Raw genomic sequence first — 21,349 nt, forward strand, 5'->3', positions numbered from 1 at the left:
TCAGGGTTGTGAGGGGGATCGCAGGAATCCATATGTCAGTCAGGCAATCTGCGGCATTGAAATGAATTTTTTCATCATCCATCACTCTCTGCGAAACGTTCCAGATTTCCCCATCGCTATTGCCCGCCAGACCGGTTGCCATCGTTAAATTTGATCTCACTCGCAAAATGAAATGTTTCTTCTGTAATCGTATTTTATGAAAAATATATTTGTTTATAATCGCCTCACGTTTCAGTTATTCCGGCCGCCTTTTCCGCCGATGACTACGCCTGGCGCGGTGTCGCGGAAGTCGGGGTCCACCAGCATGTAAGGAAGGAACATGGGCACAATCAGACTGACCACGGCACAGGCGCTGGTTAAATTTCTTGATAATCAATTCATTGATGTCGATGGCGTCGAGACGAAGTTCGTCAAAGGCATCTTCGCCATCTTCGGACATGGCAACGTGCTGGGGCTGGGCCAGGCGCTGGAACAGGATAGCGGCGATCTCAGGGTTTATCAGGGCCGCAATGAGCAGGGCATGGCCCATGCCGCCACCGGCTTTGCCCGTCAGTCGCTGCGCCGCCAGATTATCGCCTGCAGTTCGTCGGTGGGTCCGGGTGCGGCCAACATGATTACTGCCGCCGCCACCGCGACCGCCAACCGCATTCCGCTATTGCTGCTGCCCGGCGACGTCTTCGCCACTCGCCAGCCCGATCCGGTGCTGCAACAGATTGAGCAGAGCTACGATCTCAGCATCAGCACCAACGATGCCTTCCGTGCCGTCAGCAAATACTGGGATCGTGTCAGTCGCCCGGAGCAGCTGATGTCCGCCTGTATTAATGCCATGCGCGTACTGATCGATCCGGCAGAAACCGGCGCGGTCACGCTGTCGCTGCCGCAGGATGTTCAGGGCGAAGCCTGGGATTACCCGGACTATTTCTTCCAGAAACGGGTACACCGTCTGGATCGCCGTCTGCCGGTCGCGGCGCAGCTGGCGGATGCCCTGACGCTGATTAACCGTAAGCGCAAGCCGATGATTATCTGCGGTGGCGGGGTGAAATATTCTGAGGCGGGCGAGGCGCTGCGCCAGTTTGCCGAGCGCTATCAGATTCCTTTCGCCGAGACGCAGGCGGGCAAAGGCACGCTGGTCTCTGACCATCCGCTGAATGTCGGCGGCGTGGGTGAAACCGGCTGTCTGGCCGCTAACCTGCTGGCGAAAGAAGCCGATTTAGTGATCGGCATCGGCACCCGCTACACGGACTTCACCACCGCTTCGAAATGGATTTTCCAGCATCCCGATGTCAGCTTCCTGAATATTAACGTCAGCAATTTCGACAGCTACAAGCTGGACGGCGTGCAACTGCTGGCGGATGCCCGCGAAGGGCTGACCGCGCTCACCGCCGCGCTGGCCTCACAGCACTACAGCAACGACTGGGGCAACCAGATTGAGCAGGCGCAGAGCCAGCTCATGAAAGAGACGCAGCGCGTCTATCAGGTGGCATACCACGAGGGCGACTTTGTGCCGGAGATTGCTGACCACCTCGACCGTGAAGCGGTGTTCGCGGAATTCAGCCGCCTGACGCAGTCGCTGCTGACGCAAAGCAGCGTGCTCGGCACCTTAAACGAGCAACTGCCGAAAGACGCGGTCGTTGTAGCGGCGGCGGGCAGCTTGCCGGGCGACCTGCAGCGCGTCTGGCGCACCAAAGATTACAACGCCTATCACGTCGAATATGGCTACTCCTGCATGGGCTATGAAGTGAACGCCGCGCTGGGGGCGAAGCTGGCGCAGCCGCAGCGCGAGGTCTATGCGCTGGTCGGCGACGGCTCCTTTATGATGCTGCACTCTGAGCTGGTCACCTCGATTCAGGAAGGGGCGAAAATCAACGTGGTGCTGCTGGATAACATGACCAACGGCTGCATCAACAACCTGCAGATGGAACACGGTATGGACAGCTTTACCACCGAGTTCCGCTTCCGTAATCCGGAAGGAGGCAAGCTGGATGGGGGCTTTATCCCGGTCGATTTCGCGGCTATCGCTGCCGGTTATGGCTGCAAAACCTATCGTGTCACCACGCTTGAGCAGCTGAAAGCGGCGCTGGACGATGCCCGCACCCAGACGGTTTCCACGCTGATCGACATCAAAGTGCTGCCGAAAACCATGATCCACAAATATTTCAGCTGGTGGCATGTCGGCGTGGCGCAGGCGTCAAAAACCGAACGTGCTCAGGCGGTGGCAGACAAACTCAACAGCCATCTGGATCAGGCGCGCAAATACTGATTTCCGGGCCGTGCTGCGGCCCTTTTCCTCTTCTCCGTACGAACCCTACACAGGTGTAATTATGACTTTGAAACTTGGCGTCATCGGTACAGGTGCAATTGGTCAGGAACATATTCGGCGCTGCAGCCATGTGCTGCAGGGCGCTCAGGTGGTTGCCGTCTCTGATATCAATGTCGATGGCGCACGCGCCGCACTGCAACGCCTGAACATCGAGGCGGAGGTGTTTGAGAACGGTCACGATGTCATTCAGTCACCCAACGTTGATGCGGTGCTGGTCACCTCCTGGGATCCAACCCACGAAGAGTTCACCTTAGCGGCGATTGCCGCCGGTAAACCGGTCTTCTGTGAGAAGCCGCTGGCGATGAGCGCCGAAGGCTGTCGCCGGGTGGTGGATGCAGAGATTCAGGCGGGTAAACGACTGGTACAGGTCGGCTTTATGCGCCCTTACGATGCAGGCTACCGTGCCCTGAAAAAGGTGATCACCAGTGGCGAGATCGGAGAGCCGCTGATGCTGCACTGCGCGCACCGTAACCCGACCGTGCCGGAGAACTACACCACGCCGATGGCAATCACCAACACCCTGATCCACGAGCTGGATGTGCTGCGCTGGCTGACCAGTGACGACTATAAAACGGTGCAGGTGATCTTCCCGCGCGTCACGTCAAAGTCACATGGTCAGCTGAAAGATCCGCAGATCGTACTGTTTGAAACCCACAAAGGGGTGCGCATTGACGTCGAGATCTTCGTTAACTGCGCCTACGGCTATGACATCCAGTGTGAAGTGGTAGGCGAAGAGGGGATTGCCCGCCTGCCAGAGCCTTCTTCGGTGCAGCTGCGCAAAGATGCCCGTCTGTCGAACACCATTCTGGTGGACTGGAAAGATCGCTTTATCGAAGCGTATGACGTGGAGTTGCAGGCATTTATCAACGACATCAACGCGGGCCAGCTCACCGGTCCTTCAGCCTGGGATGGCTTTGCCGCCTCGGTGGCCGCCGATGCCTGCATCAAAGCGCAGAACAGTGGTGCGATTGAGCCGGTAGAAATGCCGCCGCGTCCTGCTTTTTATAACTGATTCAGCCCACTCCATCCGGGAATAAGATGATGAACAAAGAGAATGTAAAACTGGCGATCGCACCTATCGGCTGGACCAACGATGACATGCCGGATCTCGGCAGTGAAAACACCTTCCAGCAGACCGTCAGTGAGATGGCGCTGGCGGGATTTACCGGCAGTGAGGTGGGCAGCAAATATCCGCGCGACCCGGCGATTCTGAAACCGATGCTCGACATTCGCGGCATCCAGATCTGCAATGCCTGGTTCAGCACTTTTTTTGCCAACGGCGACAAAGAGAAAACCATCGATGAGTTCATCAATCACATGAACTTCCTGCATGCGATGGGCGCACGGGTGATTGGCTGCTCTGAGCAGAGTAAAAGCATTCAGGGCACCACGCTGGCGGTGTTTGAAGAGAAAGCAATTTTTACCGATGAAGAGTGGCGGTTAACCGCAGAAGGCTACAATGAGCTGGCCCGCATCGCGGCGGAGAAGGGGATGCGCGTGACGCTGCATCACCACATGGGCACCGGCATTCAGACCACCGAAGAGATTGATCGGTTTATGGCGATGACCGACGAGCAGGTCGGGTTGCTCTATGACACCGGCCACGTCTACTACTCTGAAGGCTCCCAGCAGAAGATGCTGGCGGTGCTGGAAAAATATCTGTCGCGCATCTTCCACGTTCACCTCAAGGATGTACGCGATGAGGTCGTCGCCGGGGTGCGTGAAAATCATCTTTCCTTCCTGGAAGGCGTGAAAAAGGGCACCTTTACCGTGCCAGGCGATGGCGTAATCGACTTTAAACCCGTGTTTAAAATTCTGGATGATTACGGCTATAAAGGCTGGATGGTTGTTGAGGCGGAGCAGGATCCGGCGCTGGCCAATCCGTTTGAGTATGCGGTGAAAGCGCGGAAATATATCCGGGAAAATACGGGCTTATAACCGGCCCTGAACAGAGGCTGACTTCCCCGCGACAGGGAAGCCAGCCGTCTGGTTTATTTCAGCGTAATGCTTTTCACAATGCTGTCAGCATCGCTCTGCGCCTGCTGCTGATTATCGCCTGGCAGCGTAATCTGTAGCGTCACCAGCTTGCCATCCACTTTTGCCAGAACCACAGAAGACCATGAGGTCTGGTTGTTGGCAGAAATCACCGTATCCAGCTGCTGTGCAGGCTGATCTTTCAGCGTTACCGCTTTGTTCGACACCACCTGCAGCTGCGGGTCGCGGTTACGCTGCTGCTGTTCCATGCGCTGCGACAGCACATCCAGCCCATCATTTGTCGGGTCACCGGCAATCACAATAATGGCGCGGGCACCGGTTTCATCCGCATAAACGTGCATGTTCGTGGTCTGCGAACCCAGTTTACCGCTTTTATCTGACATGCCTGGTGGCAGTGAGAAGCTCAGTTTGCCATCCATCAGCGTGACGGTTTGCGCCGACTGACTGGCGCTGACGCCGTTGTCATTCGCCGCTTCATCTTTCTTCTGGTCACAGGCCGCTAAGCCAAGTACCAGTAAACCCATTCCTACATATTTCACCAGGTTGCGCATCAGAATCCCTTTTTAAGTTTCCAGTCAGGCATTAATACAACAGGAATCAGGTTGCAAACGCAACCTGATGATTGTCAGAAGATCTTAGCGGGTAATGGCAGAAAATGCAGGGCGGGCCTGAAGCGGGTCGGTCAGGCTTTTTAATTTGTCAGCCTGAACACGGGCAGTGCTCACAATCCTCACGTACGCCGTGTACGTTCCGGTTGTTCCGCGCTGTCCGGGTCCAGACTGACTGCCGCAATGACGCTTATGCAGCAGACGCTTAGCCGAAATTGACCTGACGGGCGGTCTGGCGTTCAGCCAGTCGCTTCAGCGCAGCGTTAAGCAGTACGCCGTAGGCAGGCAGGAAGAAGATCATGCAGATCAGGACCTTGAAGCTGTAATCCACCAGGGCAATCTCGACCCAGTGCTGCGCCATAAACGCATCGGGACTTTTATAGAAAGCGATAAAGAAGAAGGCCAGCGTGTCGCTGATATTCCCCAGGAACATGGCGCAGCCGGGGGCAATCCACCACTGTGGCAGGCGACGCAGACGGTTGAACACATGAACGTCGAGGATCTGACCCAGCGCATAAGCCATAAAACTGGCGCAGGCGATGCGGGCAACAAACAGATTCATCACTTCCAGTGCCTGCCATCCCTGCCATTCACCCTGATAGAACAGGGCGGAGACGCCGTAAGAGATAAACAGCGCCGGGATCATCACGGCCAGAATAATGCGCCGGGCCAGCGGTGCGCCAAAAATACGCACGGTGAGATCGGTCGCCAGGAAGATAAACGGGAAGCTGAACGCACCCCAGGTGGTGTGGAAGCCAAAGACGGAAATGGGCAACTGAACCAGATAGTTACTGGAGGTGATCACCAGCAGGTGAAACAGCGATAACCAGAAAAGCGCATGCATGCGCTGACGTGAAGAAAATGCGAGCATATTCAACCTTTTTAATGTTGGGGTGAGGGAACCCATTGCGGGACGCCGTTCGTGCAGCGCCTGGCAGTTTTATGAGCAAAAAGCGGCGGCATATTACCGCGTTGTGCTTTTTATGCAATGGTTAATTTTAACGCAATCGTTATCGCCTTGCTTCACCGCCAGCACGCGCTAGAATGAGCGCCCCTTACCTGAACCGAGTTGATTATGAGCGATGCTTTTTCCTCTGCCGACCATCAGCTGGATGCCCGTGGCCTGCGTTGCCCGGAGCCGGTGATGATGGTGCGCAAAACCGTACGCAGCCTGCAGGAGGGTGAGACGTTACTGATCATCGCCGATGATCCGGCGACGACCCGCGACATTCCCGGCTTCTGCCGCTTTATGGAGCACGGCCTGCTGGCGCAGCAAACCGACACGCTGCCCTATCAGTTTCTGATCCGCAAAGGCATGGCGGGTTAACGACAGCCGTTCGGGCCGTCGTTATCCTTACTCTTCAGACTGAACGCCTTTTATTCAGGCGCGGCGACGCAGTAACCGCAGCGCGTTAGCGGTGACCAGCGCAGTCGCACCGGAATCCGCCAGCACCGCCAGCCAGAGTCCGGTCAGACCCAGCAGGGTGGTGACCAGGAAAATCGCCTTCAGACCCAGCGCAATGCCGATATTCTGGCGGATGATGCGCCGTGTGCGGCGGGCCAGTGCAATCATCGGAGCCAGATGGCTGAGCTGATTGCGCGTCAGCGCCGCATCGGCCGCTTCCAGCGCCACATCCGTACCGCTGCCCATCGCAATACCCAGCGTCGCCGCTTTCATTGCCGGGGCATCGTTGATGCCATCCCCGACCATCGCCAGCGGCTGCTGCTGACTCAGCTCACGGACTGCCGCAACTTTATCGGCCGGGAGCAGGCTGGCGCGATAATCTATATTCAGCCTGCGCGCGATTGTCGCGGCGGCACGCGGGTTATCACCGGTCAGCATAAAGCTTTCGATGCCCAGCTTGTTCAGCGCCTTTAACGCATCCAGCGCATCGTCGCGCAGCTGATCGCGCAGGGCCAGCGCACCCAGCGCCTCGCCATCGCACATGACGACCACCAGCGTTTCCCCCGCGGCTTCCTGCTGTGCAATCTGTGTGTTTTGCTGTGGCGTCAGACCCGGCGCATGGGCGGGCGTCAGCAGCTGAATCTGCTGTCCGTTGACCTGCGCACGGATGCCGCGTCCTGCCTGCACCTGCTGATCCTGCGCTACAGGAATGGCCAGATTACGTGCCTGCGCAGCCGCCACGATAGCGCCTGCCAGCGGATGAGTGGCTCCCTGTTCCGCAGCCGCGCTTAGCGCCAGCATCTCTGACTCGCTGGCCGCGCCAAACCGCAGGATTTGCGTCAGTTGTGGCTTGCCCAGCGTCAGCGTGCCGGTTTTATCAAATGCCATTCTGCGCAGCGAGCTCAGCCGTTCCAGCGCCGCACCGCCTTTGATCAGTGCGCCCTGACGCGCCGCCGCAGCCAGCCCGGAGGTAATGGCGGCGGGCACAGAGATGACCAGCGCACAGGGACAGCCTATCAGCAGCAGGGTAAGCCCTTTGTAGATCCACGGCTGCCACTCACCAGCGCCGAGCAGCGGGGGAACCACCATCACCAGCAGCGACAGCAGCATCACCAGCGGCGTGTAGATGCGGCTGAACTGGTCAATAAAGCGTTCAACCGGCGCACGGTGCGTTTCCGCTTCCTCTATCAGCTGCAGAATGCGGTCAATCGCGCTTTCCCCCGGCTTCGACACCACTTCCAGCGTCACCAGCCGGTCAACGCTGGTGGCACCGGCCAGAATGTTTTCTCCACTGGCACGCGTTACCGGCAGCGACTCACCGGTCAGTGCGCTCTCATCGAAACTGGCGAGCGGGCTGATTAAACGGCCATCGACCGGCAACCGGCTGCCCGCCGCGACTTCAATAACATCGCCGGGCTTGAGCGCGGTCAGGGGCACGTCACTGCGCTTGCCCTGCTCCAGGCGAGTCGCCGATTCAGGCCGCAACGCCATCAGGCGGGTGACGCCGCTGCGGGCTCTGGAAGCGGCATAGCTTTCCAGCTGTTCACCCAGCTGAAACAGCACCAGCACCATCGCCGCTTCGGCATGTGCGCCAATAATCAGCGCGCCCGCGGATGCCAGGGTCATCAGGGTCTCAATGGTAAAGGGCGATCCGCTGCGCAGACGTTGCCAGGCCGCGTGCGCCACCGGGGCCAGGCCCGCCAGCGTGGTCAGCACAAACAGCCGATCGCCCCAGACGGGCGCGAAATGGCTGAGAACGCTGCTGGCGAGCACCAGCAGCGCCAGCAAAATCAGCATCCGGTTTTGCTGCCAGCCCGGTCTGGCGGGAGAGGGGGCAGACGTGGAGGAGGGGACAGCTAACTGAAAACCGGCTTTTTTCACCGCCTGTTCAACGGCGTTTTGCACATCGGTGTCAGCGTTAACCACCAGCTTCTCGCTGCTGAACAGCACGCGGGCACCGGTCACGCCATTTATCTGACGCACGGCGGTTTCAATGGTGCGGGCGCAGCCGGGGCAATCCATGCCGCTGACCTGCCAGTTAAAATCGAAGCGGCTTTTGGCTCGCCGGTCGCTTTCCTCAGCGGTGTCGGCGTCATTGCCAGGACTGCTGTTACCGTCACAGCAGCAGCCTGCCGTGTCCGCCGTCACGGGCGTAGCAGCATGGATTGAAAGAGAACGTGGACGGGCCTGGCGAACCTGGCACAGCGGTTTTGCTGCGGCGTGGCTGGCACGCGGTTTGCCGCAGCCACAGGCATGATGGTGATGCATTTGACCTCCAGAGTGTAAGGGTAGCGGGATGAACAACGCTGCACATCCCTTATCCTACACTCTGGAGTTAACTCCAGAGTCAAGGCTAATTTCTCAGACGACCCACAATGAACGCACAATCATAAAGTGACCGGCAAAGTAGCAGGCGGCCACAATCGCGCTGTCAGCGCTGAAGCGACGACGGTAGTGCGAGATAAACCAGACGGCGTTTGCCAGCAGCAGCAGACCGGCACCGACCATGATTGAGAAGCTGTAATCGGTCGGGCGGAAGAAGTACTGCTCGGTCGCAATCCAGGTCATCACCAGCGTCATGCCGATAAAGGTGCAGACAGGCCAGCGCAGATCGTCGAGTCGGCTCCAGATGATGCCAATCAGGGCGGCACCGATGATGAGCAGCGTCAGCGGAATCGGCCAGAAGAAGGTCATGGTCATGCTGGCGGCGAAGCAGAGGGTATAGAGCAGATGCGACAGGAAAAAAGCGCCGACGGCATAGAGCATCTGCTGACGGGGCAGCAGCGTTAACGCATCACCGACCAGCGTCGCGACCAGACCGGCCAGAATCAGGTAGTCCGTGGTCTGAAGAACCGGTGCCTGCCAGGCCAGTCCGACCAGCAGCAGCAGTGTGACCGGCTTAAACAGCCAGCGTTGCCATTGCGGGCCGCGATAGGTGGCATCGACATAGAGCCAGCCGGAGAAAAGAACAGCGAGGAAAGACCAGAGCATTGTTTCTCCCTTTTTTACTCAAAATGGTGAAAGATCCCAAAATATCCTTTTCAGTTTAGGTTAAGCCTCTGAGATGTGACAATCAGGCAACTCTGGTTGTATGCTTTGCCGCCTGATTAATATCCCCGCAGGCCCAAACGCGTTATGAGCAAACCGCCGCTAATCTTTATCATCGTCCTGGCGATTATCGCCGTGCTGGCGACCCGTCAGTTCATCAAGCAACGCCGTGAAGTGGCGGTCAATGACGCGTCACCCCAGCGTTCGCTGCAGGCCGAGGTCAAAACCAAACGTGAATTTCCCTCTCCCAATCGCCGTTCACGGCAGCGCGAAGTGATCGCCGGGGAAGAGATGCGGTATGAGGTGGTGTTTCATCCGCTGAACGGTGCCAGCGATATCAAAGCGCAGCTGAAAGAGGCGGAATATCATCAGCTGGATAAAGGTGCCAGAGGCGAGCTGAAGATGCAGGGCACGCGCTTTATCAGCTTTACGCCCCTGCAGTAACAGGCGGGCAGTGCGCCCGCCCGGCACTATTTTTTGCGTGGGAAGTTTTTCTTCTGCCAGGCGACCAGCTCGAACACGCCGAACAGAAACACTTTGGCCTGGGTGACGCGGTCAATCGGCGGTGCATCTTTGGTCTGCGTGGTACGCAGTAACACCAGTTGCAGACCGTGCATCAGGATCATGAAGATCAGTGCAACGTTGATAAAATAAGTCAGTGGCTTCGGGTAGGGATGGACCAGATTAGCCAGTAAAAATCCCCATACGCATAGCATCAACAGACGCCCCAAATTAAGTAACATCCTGCGTCTCCTGTTGACGTTGATACAAACGATAAGCCACTTGTCCGGCTATTTTTTCGCGATAAAGATCCCACGCTGGCGGCACCGGCGGTGCGCCATTTTCCACTTCACTTTCAACGTAAATCAGCGCCTGATCGGCCAGCCAGTTGTTCTGCTCCAGCAACTGCAACGTCTGCTCCAGCAATCCCTGACGAAACGGCGGATCGATAAACACCACATCAAAGGGCGTACCCGGCTGTGCCAGCCAGTTTAACGCATTGGTCTGAATTACGGTGCCATTACTGGCGCGAAGGGTCTGCAGATTTTTTGTCAGCTGCTGGGCCACCGGTCGTTCCAGCTCCAGCAACGTCGCCGATCCTGCGTAACGCGACAGGGCTTCCAGTCCTAATGCGCCGCTACCGGCAAAGCAGTCAAGGCAACGCGCCTCTGGCAGTACCGGGGCCAGCCAGTTAAACAGCGTCTCACGCACCCGATCGGTGGTAGGGCGCAGCCCGGCGCTGTCCGGCACCGGCAATTTGCGTCCGCGCCACTGGCCGCCAATGATGCGAATCTGCCCGGCACCGCCTGTACTGCGGGGGTTTTTATTCATCTTGCTCACAACTCGTCATAATTTGTTGCGTAGTTTAACGGGCGAATCGGTGAGAAGAAACGTTAAAAAAGGGTGCTGTGGTGAGCTGGCTGGAAAGTGTTAGACTACTGAGTTGCTGAAGTCATGCATTATTCTGCGGTTTACGCCGGTCTGGCGCTGACCAATTTCATTGATTTACCCCTGGAAACCACGCGCGACCGGGACAAAGCCATCGAGGAGTGTCGTCACACAATGGCAAAAGAGAAAAAACGTGGCTTTTTTTCCTGGCTGGGATTTGGCAAAGAGGAAGAGAAACAACCTGAAGCGGAGACGCAGACACACGAAGTCGCTGAACCCGCACAGCAGCACACAGAACAGGACGCCCCGGCACTAAGCCAGGCTGAAGCGCAAGCGGAAGAGACTGTCGCCATCACCGAAACGGTGGCCGGACAGCAGCGTGAGGCGGACGTCACTGCGGCAGCGCCGTATGAATCAGCCCCCGAGGTGCTGGATGAGGCTGAGCCGATTGAGGCCGATCCTGAAGCACTGCTGGATGTTGCCGCACCTGAACATGACGCCACGCCGGTTATCGACGCCGACGACGTGGTCACCCCGATTGCTGACGCGGAACCCGCCGACGCGCCGCTGAGCGAAGAAGAGCTGACGGCCCTGGCGCTGGCCGATGCCGAGATCGCTGACATCCCGCACAGCCAGACCGACGCGCCGCTGAGTGAAGAAGAGCTGACCGCGCTGGCACTGGGCGACGCAGCCATCGTGGAAACCTCACACGGCGACGCACTGACGCCACAGGCGCTGGACGACGCCGAAGCGGCTGACGCGGAACCGGCAGAAACACCCGCTGATACCGTTAGCGATCTCCCGCTGGCCGCCGCACCGCTTATCGTGCAGGAGCAGGAGCGTCCCAGCAAAGAGGGCTTCTTTGCCCGCCTGAAGCGGAGCCTGGTCAAAACCCGTCAGAACCTCGGTTCCGGTTTTATCAGCCTGTTCCGTGGCAAAAAGATTGATGATGACCTGTTTGATGAGCTGGAAGAGCAACTGCTGATTGCGGATGTGGGTGTGGATACCACGCGCCGCATCATCACCAACCTGACCCAGCAGGCAAACCGCAAGCAGCTGCGTGACGCGGAAGCGCTCTACGGCCTGTTGAAAGCGGAGATGGCCTCGATTCTGGCGAAAGTGGATGCGCCACTGGACGTCTCAGGAAAAACGCCGTTTGTCATCCTGATGGTGGGCGTCAATGGCGTGGGCAAAACCACCACCATCGGTAAGCTGGCACGCCAGTATCAGGCCGAAGGTAAATCTGTGATGTTAGCGGCCGGTGATACCTTCCGTGCGGCGGCGGTTGAGCAGCTTCAGGTGTGGGGCCAGCGCAATAACATTCCGGTGATTGCGCAGCACACCGGCGCAGACTCCGCGTCAGTGATCTTTGATGCCATCCAGGCCGCGAAGTCGCGTGGCGTTGATGTGCTGATTGCGGATACTGCCGGTCGTCTGCAGAACAAATCGCACCTGATGGAAGAGCTGAAAAAAATCACCCGCGTGATGAAAAAACTGGATGATTCAGCGCCTCACGAAGTGATGCTGACGCTGGATGCCAGCACCGGACAGAATGCGGTCAGCCAGGCCCGGCTGTTTAACGAAGCCGTCGGCCTGACCGGTATTGCACTCACCAAGCTGGATGGCACCGCTAAAGGCGGCGTGATCTTCTCGGTGGCCGATCAGTTCGGTATTCCGATTCGCTACATCGGTGTCGGTGAAGGCATTGAAGATTTACGGCCGTTTAAGGCGGAAGATTTTATTGAGGCACTGTTTGCCCGAGAGGACTAATTAGGATGATTCGCTTTGAAGAGGTCAGTAAGGCATATCTCGGCGGACGTCAGGCGCTGCAGGGGGTCGATTTTCATCTGCGTCCCGGCGAAATGGCGTTTCTGACCGGCCACTCCGGTGCCGGTAAAAGTACCTTGCTGAAGCTTATTTGTGGCATTGAGCGCCCGAGTGCCGGAAAAATCTGGTTCAGCGGCCATGACATTTCCCGCCTGCGTAACAGCGAGGTGCCTTTTCTGCGTCGTCAGATTGGCATGATCTTCCAGGATCACCATCTGCTGATGGATCGTTCGGTTTACGACAATGTGGCGATCCCGCTCATTATCTCGGGTGCCAGCGGTGAAGATATCCGCCGCCGCGTCTCAGCGGCGCTGGATAAGGTGGGCCTGCTCGACAAAGCGAAAAGTTATCCGATTCAGCTTTCCGGCGGTGAGCAGCAGCGTGTGGGCATCGCCCGTGCGGTAGTGAACAAGCCCGCCGTGCTGCTGGCAGATGAACCGACCGGTAACCTTGACGATGCGCTGTCAGAAGACATTCTGCGCCTGTTCGAAGAGTTTAACCGCGTCGGTGTCACCGTCCTGATGGCGACGCATGACAGCGGTCTGATCGCCCGCCGCAACTACCGGATGATGACGCTGAATCAGGGACGTCTGCACGGAGGCCACGATGGTCAATAAACGCATTAAACGTCCGGCTGCGCCAAAAGCGAAGCAGCCGTCAAAGAGTAAGGCGCTGAAGGGCGGCTGGCAGGAGCAGTGGCGCTATGCGCTGCGTGGCACACTCTCGGATATGTGGCGTCAGCCGCTGGCCACGCTGCTGACGGTGATGGTCATCGCCATTTCACTGACGCTGCCCAGCGTCTGCTACATGGTGTGGAAAAACGTCAGCCAGGCGGCTACGCAGTGGTATCCGGCACCACAGTTAACCGTTTACCTCTCCAAAACGCTGGATGACACGGCGGCAGAAAACGTGGTGGCGCAGCTTAAGCAGGTGGAAGGCGTGGATAACGTCAACTATCTGACGCGGGAAGAGGCGCTGAATGAGTTCCGCAACTGGTCGGGCTTTGGCGGCGCAATGGATATGCTGGAGCAGAATCCGCTGCCTGCGGTGGCCATCATTACGCCTAAGCTCAATTTCCAGAACTCAGATACCATGCAGAGCCTGCGCGATCGGGTGACCAAAGTGCAGGGCGTGGACGAAGTGCGGATGGATGACAGCTGGTTTGCGCGCCTGGCGGCACTGACCGGGCTGGTGGGGCAGATTGCCTCCATGATTGGCGTGCTGATGATCGTGGCGGTGTTCCTGGTCATTGGTAACAGCGTCCGGCTCAGCATCTTTGCCCGGCGCGACACCATTAACGTGCAGAAGCTGATCGGTGCCACCGATGGCTTTATCCTGCGTCCGTTCCTCTATGGCGGGGCGCTGCTGGGCTTCAGCGGCGCGGTGCTGTCGTTGCTGCTGTCAGAAGTGCTGGTGCTGCGTCTGCAGTCAGTCGTTGCCAGTGTGGCGACCGTCTTCGGCACCACCTTCTCACTGGAAGGCTTCTCCTGGGACGAAGCGTTATTGCTGCTGCTGATTGCCGCTATCATTGGCTGGGTCGCAGCCTGGCTGGCAACGGTACAACATTTACGCCGATTTACGCCGCAGTAAACGCCTGCAACATTTTTTTGTTATAATGGTCCTCTGCTATCGACAGTGGGTGCAGAGGATCCTTTCCCCTCTTCCCTTCCTGTCATCTGTGTGTAAAATATTCACTGCTATAATTGAACTTGTGGATAACTTCATCACTCTAAGTAGCACAGATTGCTTTCGGATCTCGCGCGACGTTGACGTAATGTATCGTCTGCGCAGGGAAATGTGCGGCAATTCCACTGAATTTGTGAGGGTTTGAATGACCAAAGAAATGCAAACTTTAGCTATTGCTACTCCTGGCAACCTGGACTCTTACGTCCGGGCTGCGAATACCTGGCCGATGCTTTCGGCAGAAGAGGAAAAAGCGCTGGCTGAACGGCTGCATTACCAGGGCGATCTGGATGCGGCTAAGACGCTGATCCTGTCACACCTCCGCTTTGTTGTTCACATCGCTCGTAATTACTCCGGCTACGGTCTGCCACAGGCTGACCTGGTCCAGGAAGGTAACATCGGCCTGATGAAAGCCGTGCGTCGCTTCAACCCGGAAGTGGGCGTGCGTCTGGTGTCGTTTGCCGTCCACTGGATTAAAGCGGAGATTCACGAATACGTGCTGCGTAACTGGCGTATCGTGAAAGTCGCGACCACCAAAGCACAGCGTAAGCTGTTCTTCAACCTGCGCAAAACCAAGCAGCGTCTGGGCTGGTTCAATCAGGACGAAGTCGAGATGGTTGCGCGCGAGCTAGGCGTCAGCAGCAAAGACGTGCGTGAAATGGAATCGCGTATGGCCGCGCAGGATATGACCTTTGACATGTCTGCCGACGACGAGAGCAGCGAAGGTCGTTCTATGGCTCCGGTGCTTTATCTGCAGGATAAAACCTCTGACTTTGCCGACGGCATTGAAGAGGACAACTGGGATGCGCACGCGGCTGACAAGCTGAGCTATGCGATGGAAGGTCTGGATGAGCGCAGTCAGCACATCATTCGCGCCCGCTGGCTGGATGAAGACAACAAAACCACGCTGCAGGAGCTGGCCGATCAATACGGCGTGTCAGCCGAACGTGTCCGGCAGCTGGAAAAGAACGCCATGAAGAAACTGCGTATGGCGATCGAAGCGTAACGCACTTCGACACAGCAAGGGGCGACAGATGATGTCGCCCTTTTTGTTTTCTGTGTCCCGGCTAGTCTGCCGCCCGTATCCAGCCATCACTTTGCGCCCTGAAGCCACACGCCTGCATAAACGCCGCGCGTACCTGCTGATCGTCACTGCCATCATCGGCAATCCACCAGTCCGCTATTGAACCATTTTGCCTGATCGTCTCCTCCAGCAGATACTGTCCTACCCCGCGTCGCCGGGTCACATCGCGCACCGCCAGCCGGTGAACCTTGCCGTGAATGCCTGAAATCTCCAGTTGTAAACCTGCCAGCAGGCGGTCATTAAAGCGCGCTGCGTAAAGGCGATGAGACTCACTTAAACCCTGTTCCAGTTTTTCAATCTCCAGATCCGGCCAGACTTTGCCAAGATCGATGCGGTCCTGCGGCGTCAGCGCGGTCAGGCGCTGGATAGTGAGCTTCATAACAAAAACCTCTAAAAAAGGGGAAAGTGTAGCGAAAGTATACAACCAGAGTGCCACCACATTTTCATCAATAAAACAGGTCAAAAGATGGCCTGGATGCCAGGATAATAGGAGTAAACCGGTACAGCAGGCGATCAATCCAGCATATCACGCTGGCAAAGTGGTGAAAAACCGGCCGTTGCATCCAGTGTATTATGCTGTTTAACCCGGTCAATTATGAATGTGTCAGTTGATTTACAGAAGAAACTTCCTGTTTAATAACCTGAAAAATAAAGCCTTATTACTAATAAATGTCAGAAAAGTACGCTAACTCATTCATCAGTAATCAGTTTTAGACTTTATCTGGCAACGCAAGCACTCACAACATACACGACAAAACAAATGGGGTAGTCAGGATGAAAATGAAAGGTCGCGCATTACTGGCGGGATGTGTAGCTCTGGCGATGAGCCATGCGGCGCTGGCTGAAGATATCAAAGTGGCGATTGTCGGCGCAATGTCGGGTCCGGTGGCGCAGTACGGCGACATGCAGTTCGCGGGTGCAACGCAGGCCATTGAAGATATCAACGCCAAAGGCGGCGTTAACGGCAACAAGCTGGTTGCCGTGAAATATGATGATGCCTGTGACCCGAAACAGGCGGTTGCGGTTGCGAACAAGGTGATTAACGACGGCATCCGCTACGTGATCGGCCACCTCTGTTCTTCCTCCACTCAGCCTGCGTCTGACATCTATGAAGATGAAGGCGTGCTGATGATTACCCCTGCGGCGACCGCGCCTGACCTGACGTCCCGCGGCTATAAACTGATTATGCGCACCACCGGTCTCGACTCCGATCAGGGGCCGACCGCTGCGAAATACGTGATGAACGAGCTGAAACCGCAGCGTATCGCCGTGGTCCATGACAAACAGCAGTATGGCGAAGGCCTGGCGCGCTCCGTGCAGGAGAGCCTGAAAAAGCAGGGCGCAAACATCGTGATGTTTGAAGGGATCACCGCAGGTGATAAAGACTTCTCTACGCTGGTGGCCCGCTTCAAGAAAGAGAACGTCGATTTCGTCTATTTCGGCGGTTACTACCCGGAAATGGGCCAGATCGTGCGTCAGGCGCGAGCGGCTGGCCTGAAAACCCAGTTTATGGGACCAGAAGGCGTGGGTAATGCCTCGCTGTCGAACATCGCTGGTGCTGCTTCTGAAGGCATGCTGGTGACCCTGCCGAAACGCTACGACCAGGTTGAAACCAACAAACCTATCGTTGACGCGCTGAAAGCGAAGAAACTGGATCCAACCGGACCGTTCGTCTGGACCACCTACGCAGCACTGCAGTCGCTGGCAACCGGTATGGAGCGCAGCAAGAGCGCTGAGCCGGACGCTATCGTGAAAAACCTCAAGGAAGGCGCTGCGGTTCCAACCGTAATGGGCAACCTGAACTGGGATGAGAAGGGCGATCTCAAGGGCTTTGAATTCGGCGTCTTTAAATGGCACGCCGATGGCACCTCGACCGCAGTGAAGTAATCAGGCTGTTTTGTGGTGAGCGGGAAGCCGGTTAAACGGTTTCCCCTGACCTGCGACACGAACGCCTGGTGCTCGTCTGCCAGGCGTTTTTTGTACCCCGATCGCCTGCGATCGGTTAAGTAAGGGTCAAGGTATGTCCGAGCAGTTCCTCTATTTTATTCAGCAGATGTTTAATGGTGTGACCCTGGGGAGCACCTACGCGCTGATCGCCATCGGTTACACCATGGTTTACGGCATTATCGGCATGATCAACTTCGCCCACGGCGAGGTCTACATGATCGGTAGCTACGTCTCCTTTATCGTGATTGCCGCCCTGATGATGATGGGCATCGACACCACCTGGCTGATGATTGCGGCTGGCTTTGTGATGGCGGTCATCATCTCCAGCGCTTACGGCTGGAGCATTGAGCGCGTCGCCTACCGGCCTGTGCGTTCCTCCAAGCGCCTGATTGCGCTGATCTCTGCCATCGGGATGTCGATCTTCCTGCAGAACTACGTCAGCCTGACGCAGGGGTCACGTGACCTGGCGCTGCCGAGCCTGATTACCGGACAGTGGACGGTGGGGGAGAGCAACGGTTTCGCCGCCACCATTTCCACGATGCAGATTGTGATCTGGGTGGTGACGTTCCTGGCGATGCTGGCGCTGACCACCTTCATTCGTTACTCCCGCATGGGCCGCGCCTGTCGCGCCTGCGCGGAAGACCTGAAAATGGCCAGCCTGCTGGGGATTAACACCGACCGCGTGATCTCGCTGACCTTTGTGATCGGAGCCGCGATGGCTGCGGTAGCGGGTGTTCTGCTGGGCCAGTTCTACGGTTCCATCAACCCCTTCATCGGCTTTATGGCAGGCATGAAGGCATTTACCGCCGCCGTGCTGGGCGGGATTGGCAGTATTCCGGGCGCGATGATTGGCGGCCTGGTACTGGGCATTGCCGAAGCGCTGACATCGGCCTATCTCAGTACGGAATATAAAGATGTGGTCTCGTTTGCCCTGCTAATTGTGGTCCTGCTGGTGATGCCGACCGGGATTCTGGGTCGCCCGGAGGTCGAAAAAGTATGAAGACCTCCTTTATCAATGCCCTGATCTCCTCCCTGATGCTGCTGGTGCTTGCCACCTTCTTTATGGGATTGCGCCTGAATCTGGACGGCACCATGCTGGTGGTACAAAACGCCGGTAGCGTTCGCTGGAACTGGATTGCCGCAGGCTGTGCCGTGGTGTTTCTGTTCCAGCTGCTGCGTCCGGTCTGGCAAAACGGCCTGAAGAAATTCTCCGGCCCGGCGCTGGTGTTACCCGGTCTGGATGGCTCGACGCCAAAGCAGAAGCTGGTGATGGCGGTGCTGATTATTGCCGCAGTTGCCTGGCCGTTCCTCGTGTCACGCGGCACCGTCGATATCGCCACCATGACGCTGATCTACGTGATGCTCGGTCTGGGCTTGAACGTGGTGGTGGGGCTTTCCGGCCTGCTGGTGCTGGGTTATGGCGGCTTTTACGCCATCGGTGCCTACACCTTTGCGCTGCTGAACCACTATTACGGTCTCGGCTTCTGGCAATGTCTGCCGCTTTCCGGCATGGTCGCTGCGCTGTTTGGTCTGCTGCTCGGCTTCCCGGTCCTGCGACTGCGCGGCGATTATCTGGCGATTGTGACGCTGGGCTTCGGTGAGATCGTGCGTATTCTGCTGCTCAACAATACCGCTCTGACCGGCGGGCCAAATGGCATCAGTCAGATCCCGAAACCGACCCTGTTTGGTCTGGAGTTTGGCCGTACGCCGCGTGAAGGCGGCTGGGATACCTTCCATAACTTCTTTGGGCTGAAATACGATCCCAGTGACCGCATTATTTTCCTCTATCTGGTGGCGCTACTGCTGGTGGTGCTGACGCTGTTTGTCATCAACCGGCTGCTGAGAATGCCGCTGGGCCGGGCCTGGGAAGCGCTGCGCGAGGATGAGATTGCCTGTCGTTCTCTGGGCCTCAGCCCAACCCGCATCAAGCTGACCGCCTTTACCATCAGTGCCGCCTTTGCTGGCTTTGCGGGCAGCCTGTTTGCGGCGCGTCAGGGCTTTGTCAGCCCGGAATCCTTTACCTTTGTCGAATCCGCCTTTGTGCTGGCGATTGTGGTACTGGGCGGGATGGGCTCGCAGTTTGCGGTGATTCTGGCCGCCATTCTGCTGGTGGTGTCACGCGAGCTGATGCGCGATCTTAATGAGTACAGCATGCTGGTGCTGGGTGGCCTGATGGTGCTGATGATGATCTGGCGTCCACAGGGCTTGCTGCCGATGAAGCGTCCGCATCTGAAGCTCAGAACCGGTAAACAAGGAGATGAAGCATGAGTCAGCCTTTATTAGCCGTTGAAGGCCTGATGATGCGCTTCGGCGGTCTGTTAGCCGTAAACAATGTGGCGCTGGAGCTGCGTCCGCAGGAGATCGTTTCGCTGATTGGGCCAAACGGTGCCGGTAAAACAACCGTGTTCAACTGCCTGACCGGCTTTTACAAGCCCACCGGTGGCACGATTAAATTGGGTGAGCAGCATCTGGAAGGGCTGCCAGGCCAGAAGATTGCGCGGATGGGCATTGTGCGAACTTTCCAGCACGTGCGTCTGTTCCGTGAGATGACGGTGATTGAGAACCTGCTGGTGGCTCAGCATCAGCATCTGAAAAGCGGGGTGTTTTCCGGTCTGCTGAAAACGCCAGCGTTTCGCCGCAGTGAGAGCGAGGCGCTGGATCGTGCGGCAACCTGGCTGGAACGGGTTGGCCTGCTGGACCTGGCTAACCGTCAGGCGGGTAATCTGGCCTATGGTCAGCAGCGTCGGCTGGAGATTGCGCGCTGCATGGTGACGCGCCCGGCGATCCTGATGCTGGATGAACCGGCGGCGGGCCTGAATCCTAAAGAGACCCACGAGCTGGACGCGCTGATTGCGGAGCTACGTGGTGAACACAAGGTGTCGGTGCTGCTGATCGAACATGATATGAAGCTGGTGATGGGTATTTCTGACCGTATTTACGTGGTCAATCAGGGCACGCCACTGGCTAACGGAACGCCGGAAGAGATTCGCAATAACCCGGATGTCATCCGTGCCTATTTAGGAGAGGCCTGAGATGGCAAATGCAATGCTAACCATTGAGAACGTCAGCGCCCATTACGGCAAAATTCAGGCGCTGCACAACGTCAGCCTCAGTATCAATCAGGGCGAAATCGTCACCCTGATTGGCGCTAACGGTGCCGGAAAAACCACGCTGCTGGGCACGCTGTGCGGCGAGCCACGGGCGACGCAGGGCACCATCACCTTTGATGGCAAAACCATTACCGACTGGCAAACGGCGCGCATCATGCGTGAAGCGATTGCCATCGTGCCAGAGGGACGGCGGGTCTTTTCGCGCATGACGGTCGAGGAGAACCTGGCGATGGGCGGCTTTTTTGCCAGCCGTCCGGACTATCTGACGCGCATCAGGCGCGTGTATGAACTTTTTCCGCGTCTGGAAGAGCGTAAAATTCAGCGCGCCGGGACGATGTCAGGCGGCGAACAGCAGATGCTGGCGATTGGCCGTGCGCTGATGAGCCAGCCGCGTCTGCTGCTGCTGGATGAACCGTCGCTGGGACTGGCCCCGATTATTATTCAGCAGATCTTCGACACCATTGAGCAACTGCGTAGCGAAGGGATGACCATCTTCCTGGTGGAGCAGAACGCGAATCAGGCGCTGAAGCTGGCGGACCGGGGCTATGTGCTGGAGAACGGGCATGTGGTGCTGGAAGATACGGGTGCAGCATTACTCTCCAACGAAGCCGTCCGCAGCGCGTACCTCGGCGCTTAACGTTTAGAGGCCTGGCTTGCTTGCCAGGTTCGGGTTGGACAGTGCTCGCCATCCTCACGTACGACGTGTACGCTCCGGTGGCTGCGCGCTGTCCGCCCGCAACCTGCCTGCGCCGCCGACGGCCCTGAGCCTCGATTTGGGGAGCTGAGGATGGCCTTGTGGGCGTGGTTTAAAACCTGAGTCAGGTATTTTCAGCTTCCAGCGCTCTGCAATTTATGTCATTAAAAACGGGCAGTGTGGGCGCTTTGCCGCCGCGCTGCCAGCGTCCTCTTTTCCTCTCTTTCGCCTGTCACCCG

21 protein-coding genes are annotated in these 21,349 nt (G+C 57.4%); 14 read left to right on the forward strand and 7 right to left on the reverse strand.

Features of this window, described 5'->3' with window-relative positions:
• The first annotated feature begins 319 nt into the window (after nt 1-319).
• The 3 genes from iolD to iolE all read left to right on the forward strand — a co-directional run bounded on the left by iolD (nt 320) and on the right by iolE (nt 4,258).
• On the forward strand, nt 320-2,260 hold the full coding sequence (gene iolD, locus N5J69_RS17790; RefSeq protein ID WP_279771912.1) for a 3D-(3,5/4)-trihydroxycyclohexane-1,2-dione acylhydrolase (decyclizing): 1,941 nt from the start codon (nt 320-322) through the stop codon (nt 2,258-2,260).
• Between the two features lie 61 nt (nt 2,261-2,321).
• Nucleotides 2,322-3,332 (forward strand): Gfo/Idh/MocA family oxidoreductase, encoded by a 1,011-nt coding sequence (locus N5J69_RS17795; RefSeq protein WP_279771913.1) that lies wholly within the window; start codon nt 2,322-2,324, stop codon nt 3,330-3,332.
• A gap of 29 nt (nt 3,333-3,361) precedes the next feature.
• Entirely contained in the window at nt 3,362-4,258 is an 897-nt protein-coding gene (gene iolE, locus N5J69_RS17800) for a myo-inosose-2 dehydratase (protein WP_279771914.1), read from the forward strand.
• A gap of 53 nt (nt 4,259-4,311) precedes the next feature.
• On the opposite strand, the gene N5J69_RS17805 is transcribed toward iolE, so the two are convergent.
• Together N5J69_RS17805 and N5J69_RS17810 are read right to left on the reverse strand one after the other, a co-directional pair.
• Complete coding sequence (locus N5J69_RS17805) at nt 4,312-4,866, reverse strand: DcrB family lipoprotein (protein ID WP_279771916.1); 555 nt, start codon at nt 4,864-4,866, stop codon at nt 4,312-4,314.
• Between the two features lie 262 nt (nt 4,867-5,128).
• Nucleotides 5,129-5,794 (reverse strand): 7-cyano-7-deazaguanine/7-aminomethyl-7-deazaguanine transporter, encoded by a 666-nt coding sequence (locus tag N5J69_RS17810; RefSeq protein WP_279771918.1) that lies wholly within the window; start codon nt 5,792-5,794, stop codon nt 5,129-5,131.
• Nucleotides 5,795-5,998: 204 nt separating this feature from the next.
• Here N5J69_RS17810 and tusA point away from each other — a divergent pair, with 204 nt between their 5' ends.
• Nucleotides 5,999-6,250 (forward strand): sulfurtransferase TusA, encoded by a 252-nt coding sequence (gene tusA / locus N5J69_RS17815; protein WP_279771919.1) that lies wholly within the window; start codon nt 5,999-6,001, stop codon nt 6,248-6,250.
• 54 nt (nt 6,251-6,304) lie between these two features.
• Here tusA and N5J69_RS17820 read toward each other — a convergent pair whose 3' ends face one another.
• Nucleotides 6,305-8,596: a zinc/cadmium/mercury/lead-transporting ATPase gene (locus tag N5J69_RS17820; protein ID WP_279771920.1), complete on the reverse strand. Its 2,292-nt coding sequence runs from the start codon at nt 8,594-8,596 to the stop codon at nt 6,305-6,307.
• 93 nt (nt 8,597-8,689) lie between these two features.
• Nucleotides 8,690-9,319 (reverse strand): lysoplasmalogenase, encoded by a 630-nt coding sequence (locus N5J69_RS17825; RefSeq protein WP_279771921.1) that lies wholly within the window; start codon nt 9,317-9,319, stop codon nt 8,690-8,692.
• 144 nt (nt 9,320-9,463) lie between these two features.
• On the opposite strand from N5J69_RS17825, the gene N5J69_RS17830 reads away from it, so the two are divergent.
• Nucleotides 9,464-9,820 carry a DUF2500 domain-containing protein gene (locus N5J69_RS17830; RefSeq protein WP_279771922.1) on the forward strand — a complete coding sequence of 119 codons (357 nt, stop codon included), beginning with the start codon at nt 9,464-9,466 and terminating at the stop codon, nt 9,818-9,820.
• A gap of 26 nt (nt 9,821-9,846) precedes the next feature.
• On the opposite strand, the gene N5J69_RS17835 is transcribed toward N5J69_RS17830, so the two are convergent.
• Nucleotides 9,847-10,119, reverse strand: a complete 273-nt coding sequence (locus N5J69_RS17835; protein ID WP_003852192.1) for a DUF1145 family protein — start codon at nt 10,117-10,119, stop codon at nt 9,847-9,849.
• On the reverse strand, nt 10,109-10,708 hold the full coding sequence (gene rsmD, locus N5J69_RS17840) for a 16S rRNA (guanine(966)-N(2))-methyltransferase (protein ID WP_279771923.1): 600 nt from the start codon (nt 10,706-10,708) through the stop codon (nt 10,109-10,111). The genes N5J69_RS17835 and rsmD overlap by 11 nt, the downstream gene beginning before the upstream one ends.
• A 231-nt stretch (nt 10,709-10,939) precedes the next feature.
• Between rsmD and ftsY the strand changes: the two genes are divergently transcribed.
• The 4 genes from ftsY to rpoH all read left to right on the forward strand — a co-directional run bounded on the left by ftsY (nt 10,940) and on the right by rpoH (nt 15,281).
• Complete coding sequence (ftsY, locus tag N5J69_RS17845; protein ID WP_279772070.1) at nt 10,940-12,535, forward strand: signal recognition particle-docking protein FtsY; 1,596 nt, start codon at nt 10,940-10,942, stop codon at nt 12,533-12,535.
• A 5-nt stretch (nt 12,536-12,540) separates the two neighbouring features.
• On the forward strand, nt 12,541-13,209 hold the full coding sequence (ftsE, locus tag N5J69_RS17850; protein ID WP_013359348.1) for a cell division ATP-binding protein FtsE: 669 nt from the start codon (nt 12,541-12,543) through the stop codon (nt 13,207-13,209).
• The gene (ftsX, locus tag N5J69_RS17855) at nt 13,199-14,182 is read left to right on the forward strand and encodes a permease-like cell division protein FtsX (RefSeq protein ID WP_003852199.1); all 984 of its coding nucleotides are present in this window, start codon (nt 13,199-13,201) and stop codon (nt 14,180-14,182) included. The genes ftsE and ftsX overlap by 11 nt, the downstream gene beginning before the upstream one ends.
• Before the next feature lie 241 nt (nt 14,183-14,423).
• Nucleotides 14,424-15,281 (forward strand): RNA polymerase sigma factor RpoH, encoded by an 858-nt coding sequence (gene rpoH, locus N5J69_RS17860; protein WP_279771926.1) that lies wholly within the window; start codon nt 14,424-14,426, stop codon nt 15,279-15,281.
• A gap of 61 nt (nt 15,282-15,342) precedes the next feature.
• Here rpoH and panM read toward each other — a convergent pair whose 3' ends face one another.
• Entirely contained in the window at nt 15,343-15,738 is a 396-nt protein-coding gene (gene panM, locus N5J69_RS17865) for an aspartate 1-decarboxylase autocleavage activator PanM (protein ID WP_279771927.1), read from the reverse strand.
• Between the two features lie 395 nt (nt 15,739-16,133).
• Here panM and N5J69_RS17870 point away from each other — a divergent pair, with 395 nt between their 5' ends.
• The 5 genes from N5J69_RS17870 to livF all read left to right on the forward strand — a co-directional run bounded on the left by N5J69_RS17870 (nt 16,134) and on the right by livF (nt 21,053).
• Nucleotides 16,134-17,246 (forward strand): branched-chain amino acid ABC transporter substrate-binding protein, encoded by a 1,113-nt coding sequence (locus tag N5J69_RS17870; RefSeq protein WP_279771928.1) that lies wholly within the window; start codon nt 16,134-16,136, stop codon nt 17,244-17,246.
• 133 nt (nt 17,247-17,379) lie between these two features.
• Nucleotides 17,380-18,306 carry a high-affinity branched-chain amino acid ABC transporter permease LivH gene (livH, locus tag N5J69_RS17875; protein ID WP_009087789.1) on the forward strand — a complete coding sequence of 309 codons (927 nt, stop codon included), beginning with the start codon at nt 17,380-17,382 and terminating at the stop codon, nt 18,304-18,306.
• On the forward strand, nt 18,303-19,574 hold the full coding sequence (locus N5J69_RS17880; RefSeq protein ID WP_279771929.1) for a high-affinity branched-chain amino acid ABC transporter permease LivM: 1,272 nt from the start codon (nt 18,303-18,305) through the stop codon (nt 19,572-19,574). The genes livH and N5J69_RS17880 overlap by 4 nt, the downstream gene beginning before the upstream one ends.
• On the forward strand, nt 19,571-20,338 hold the full coding sequence (livG, locus tag N5J69_RS17885) for a high-affinity branched-chain amino acid ABC transporter ATP-binding protein LivG (RefSeq protein WP_279771931.1): 768 nt from the start codon (nt 19,571-19,573) through the stop codon (nt 20,336-20,338). Before N5J69_RS17880 ends, livG begins: the two co-directional genes overlap by 4 nt.
• Before the next feature lies 1 nt (nt 20,339).
• Nucleotides 20,340-21,053, forward strand: a complete 714-nt coding sequence (livF, locus tag N5J69_RS17890) for a high-affinity branched-chain amino acid ABC transporter ATP-binding protein LivF (protein ID WP_279771932.1) — start codon at nt 20,340-20,342, stop codon at nt 21,051-21,053.
• Nucleotides 21,054-21,349: the final 296 nt, after the last annotated feature.

Source organism: Pantoea sp. GD03673, assembly GCF_029844725.1.
In the GTDB taxonomy this organism is placed as follows: domain Bacteria; phylum Pseudomonadota; class Gammaproteobacteria; order Enterobacterales; family Enterobacteriaceae; genus Pantoea.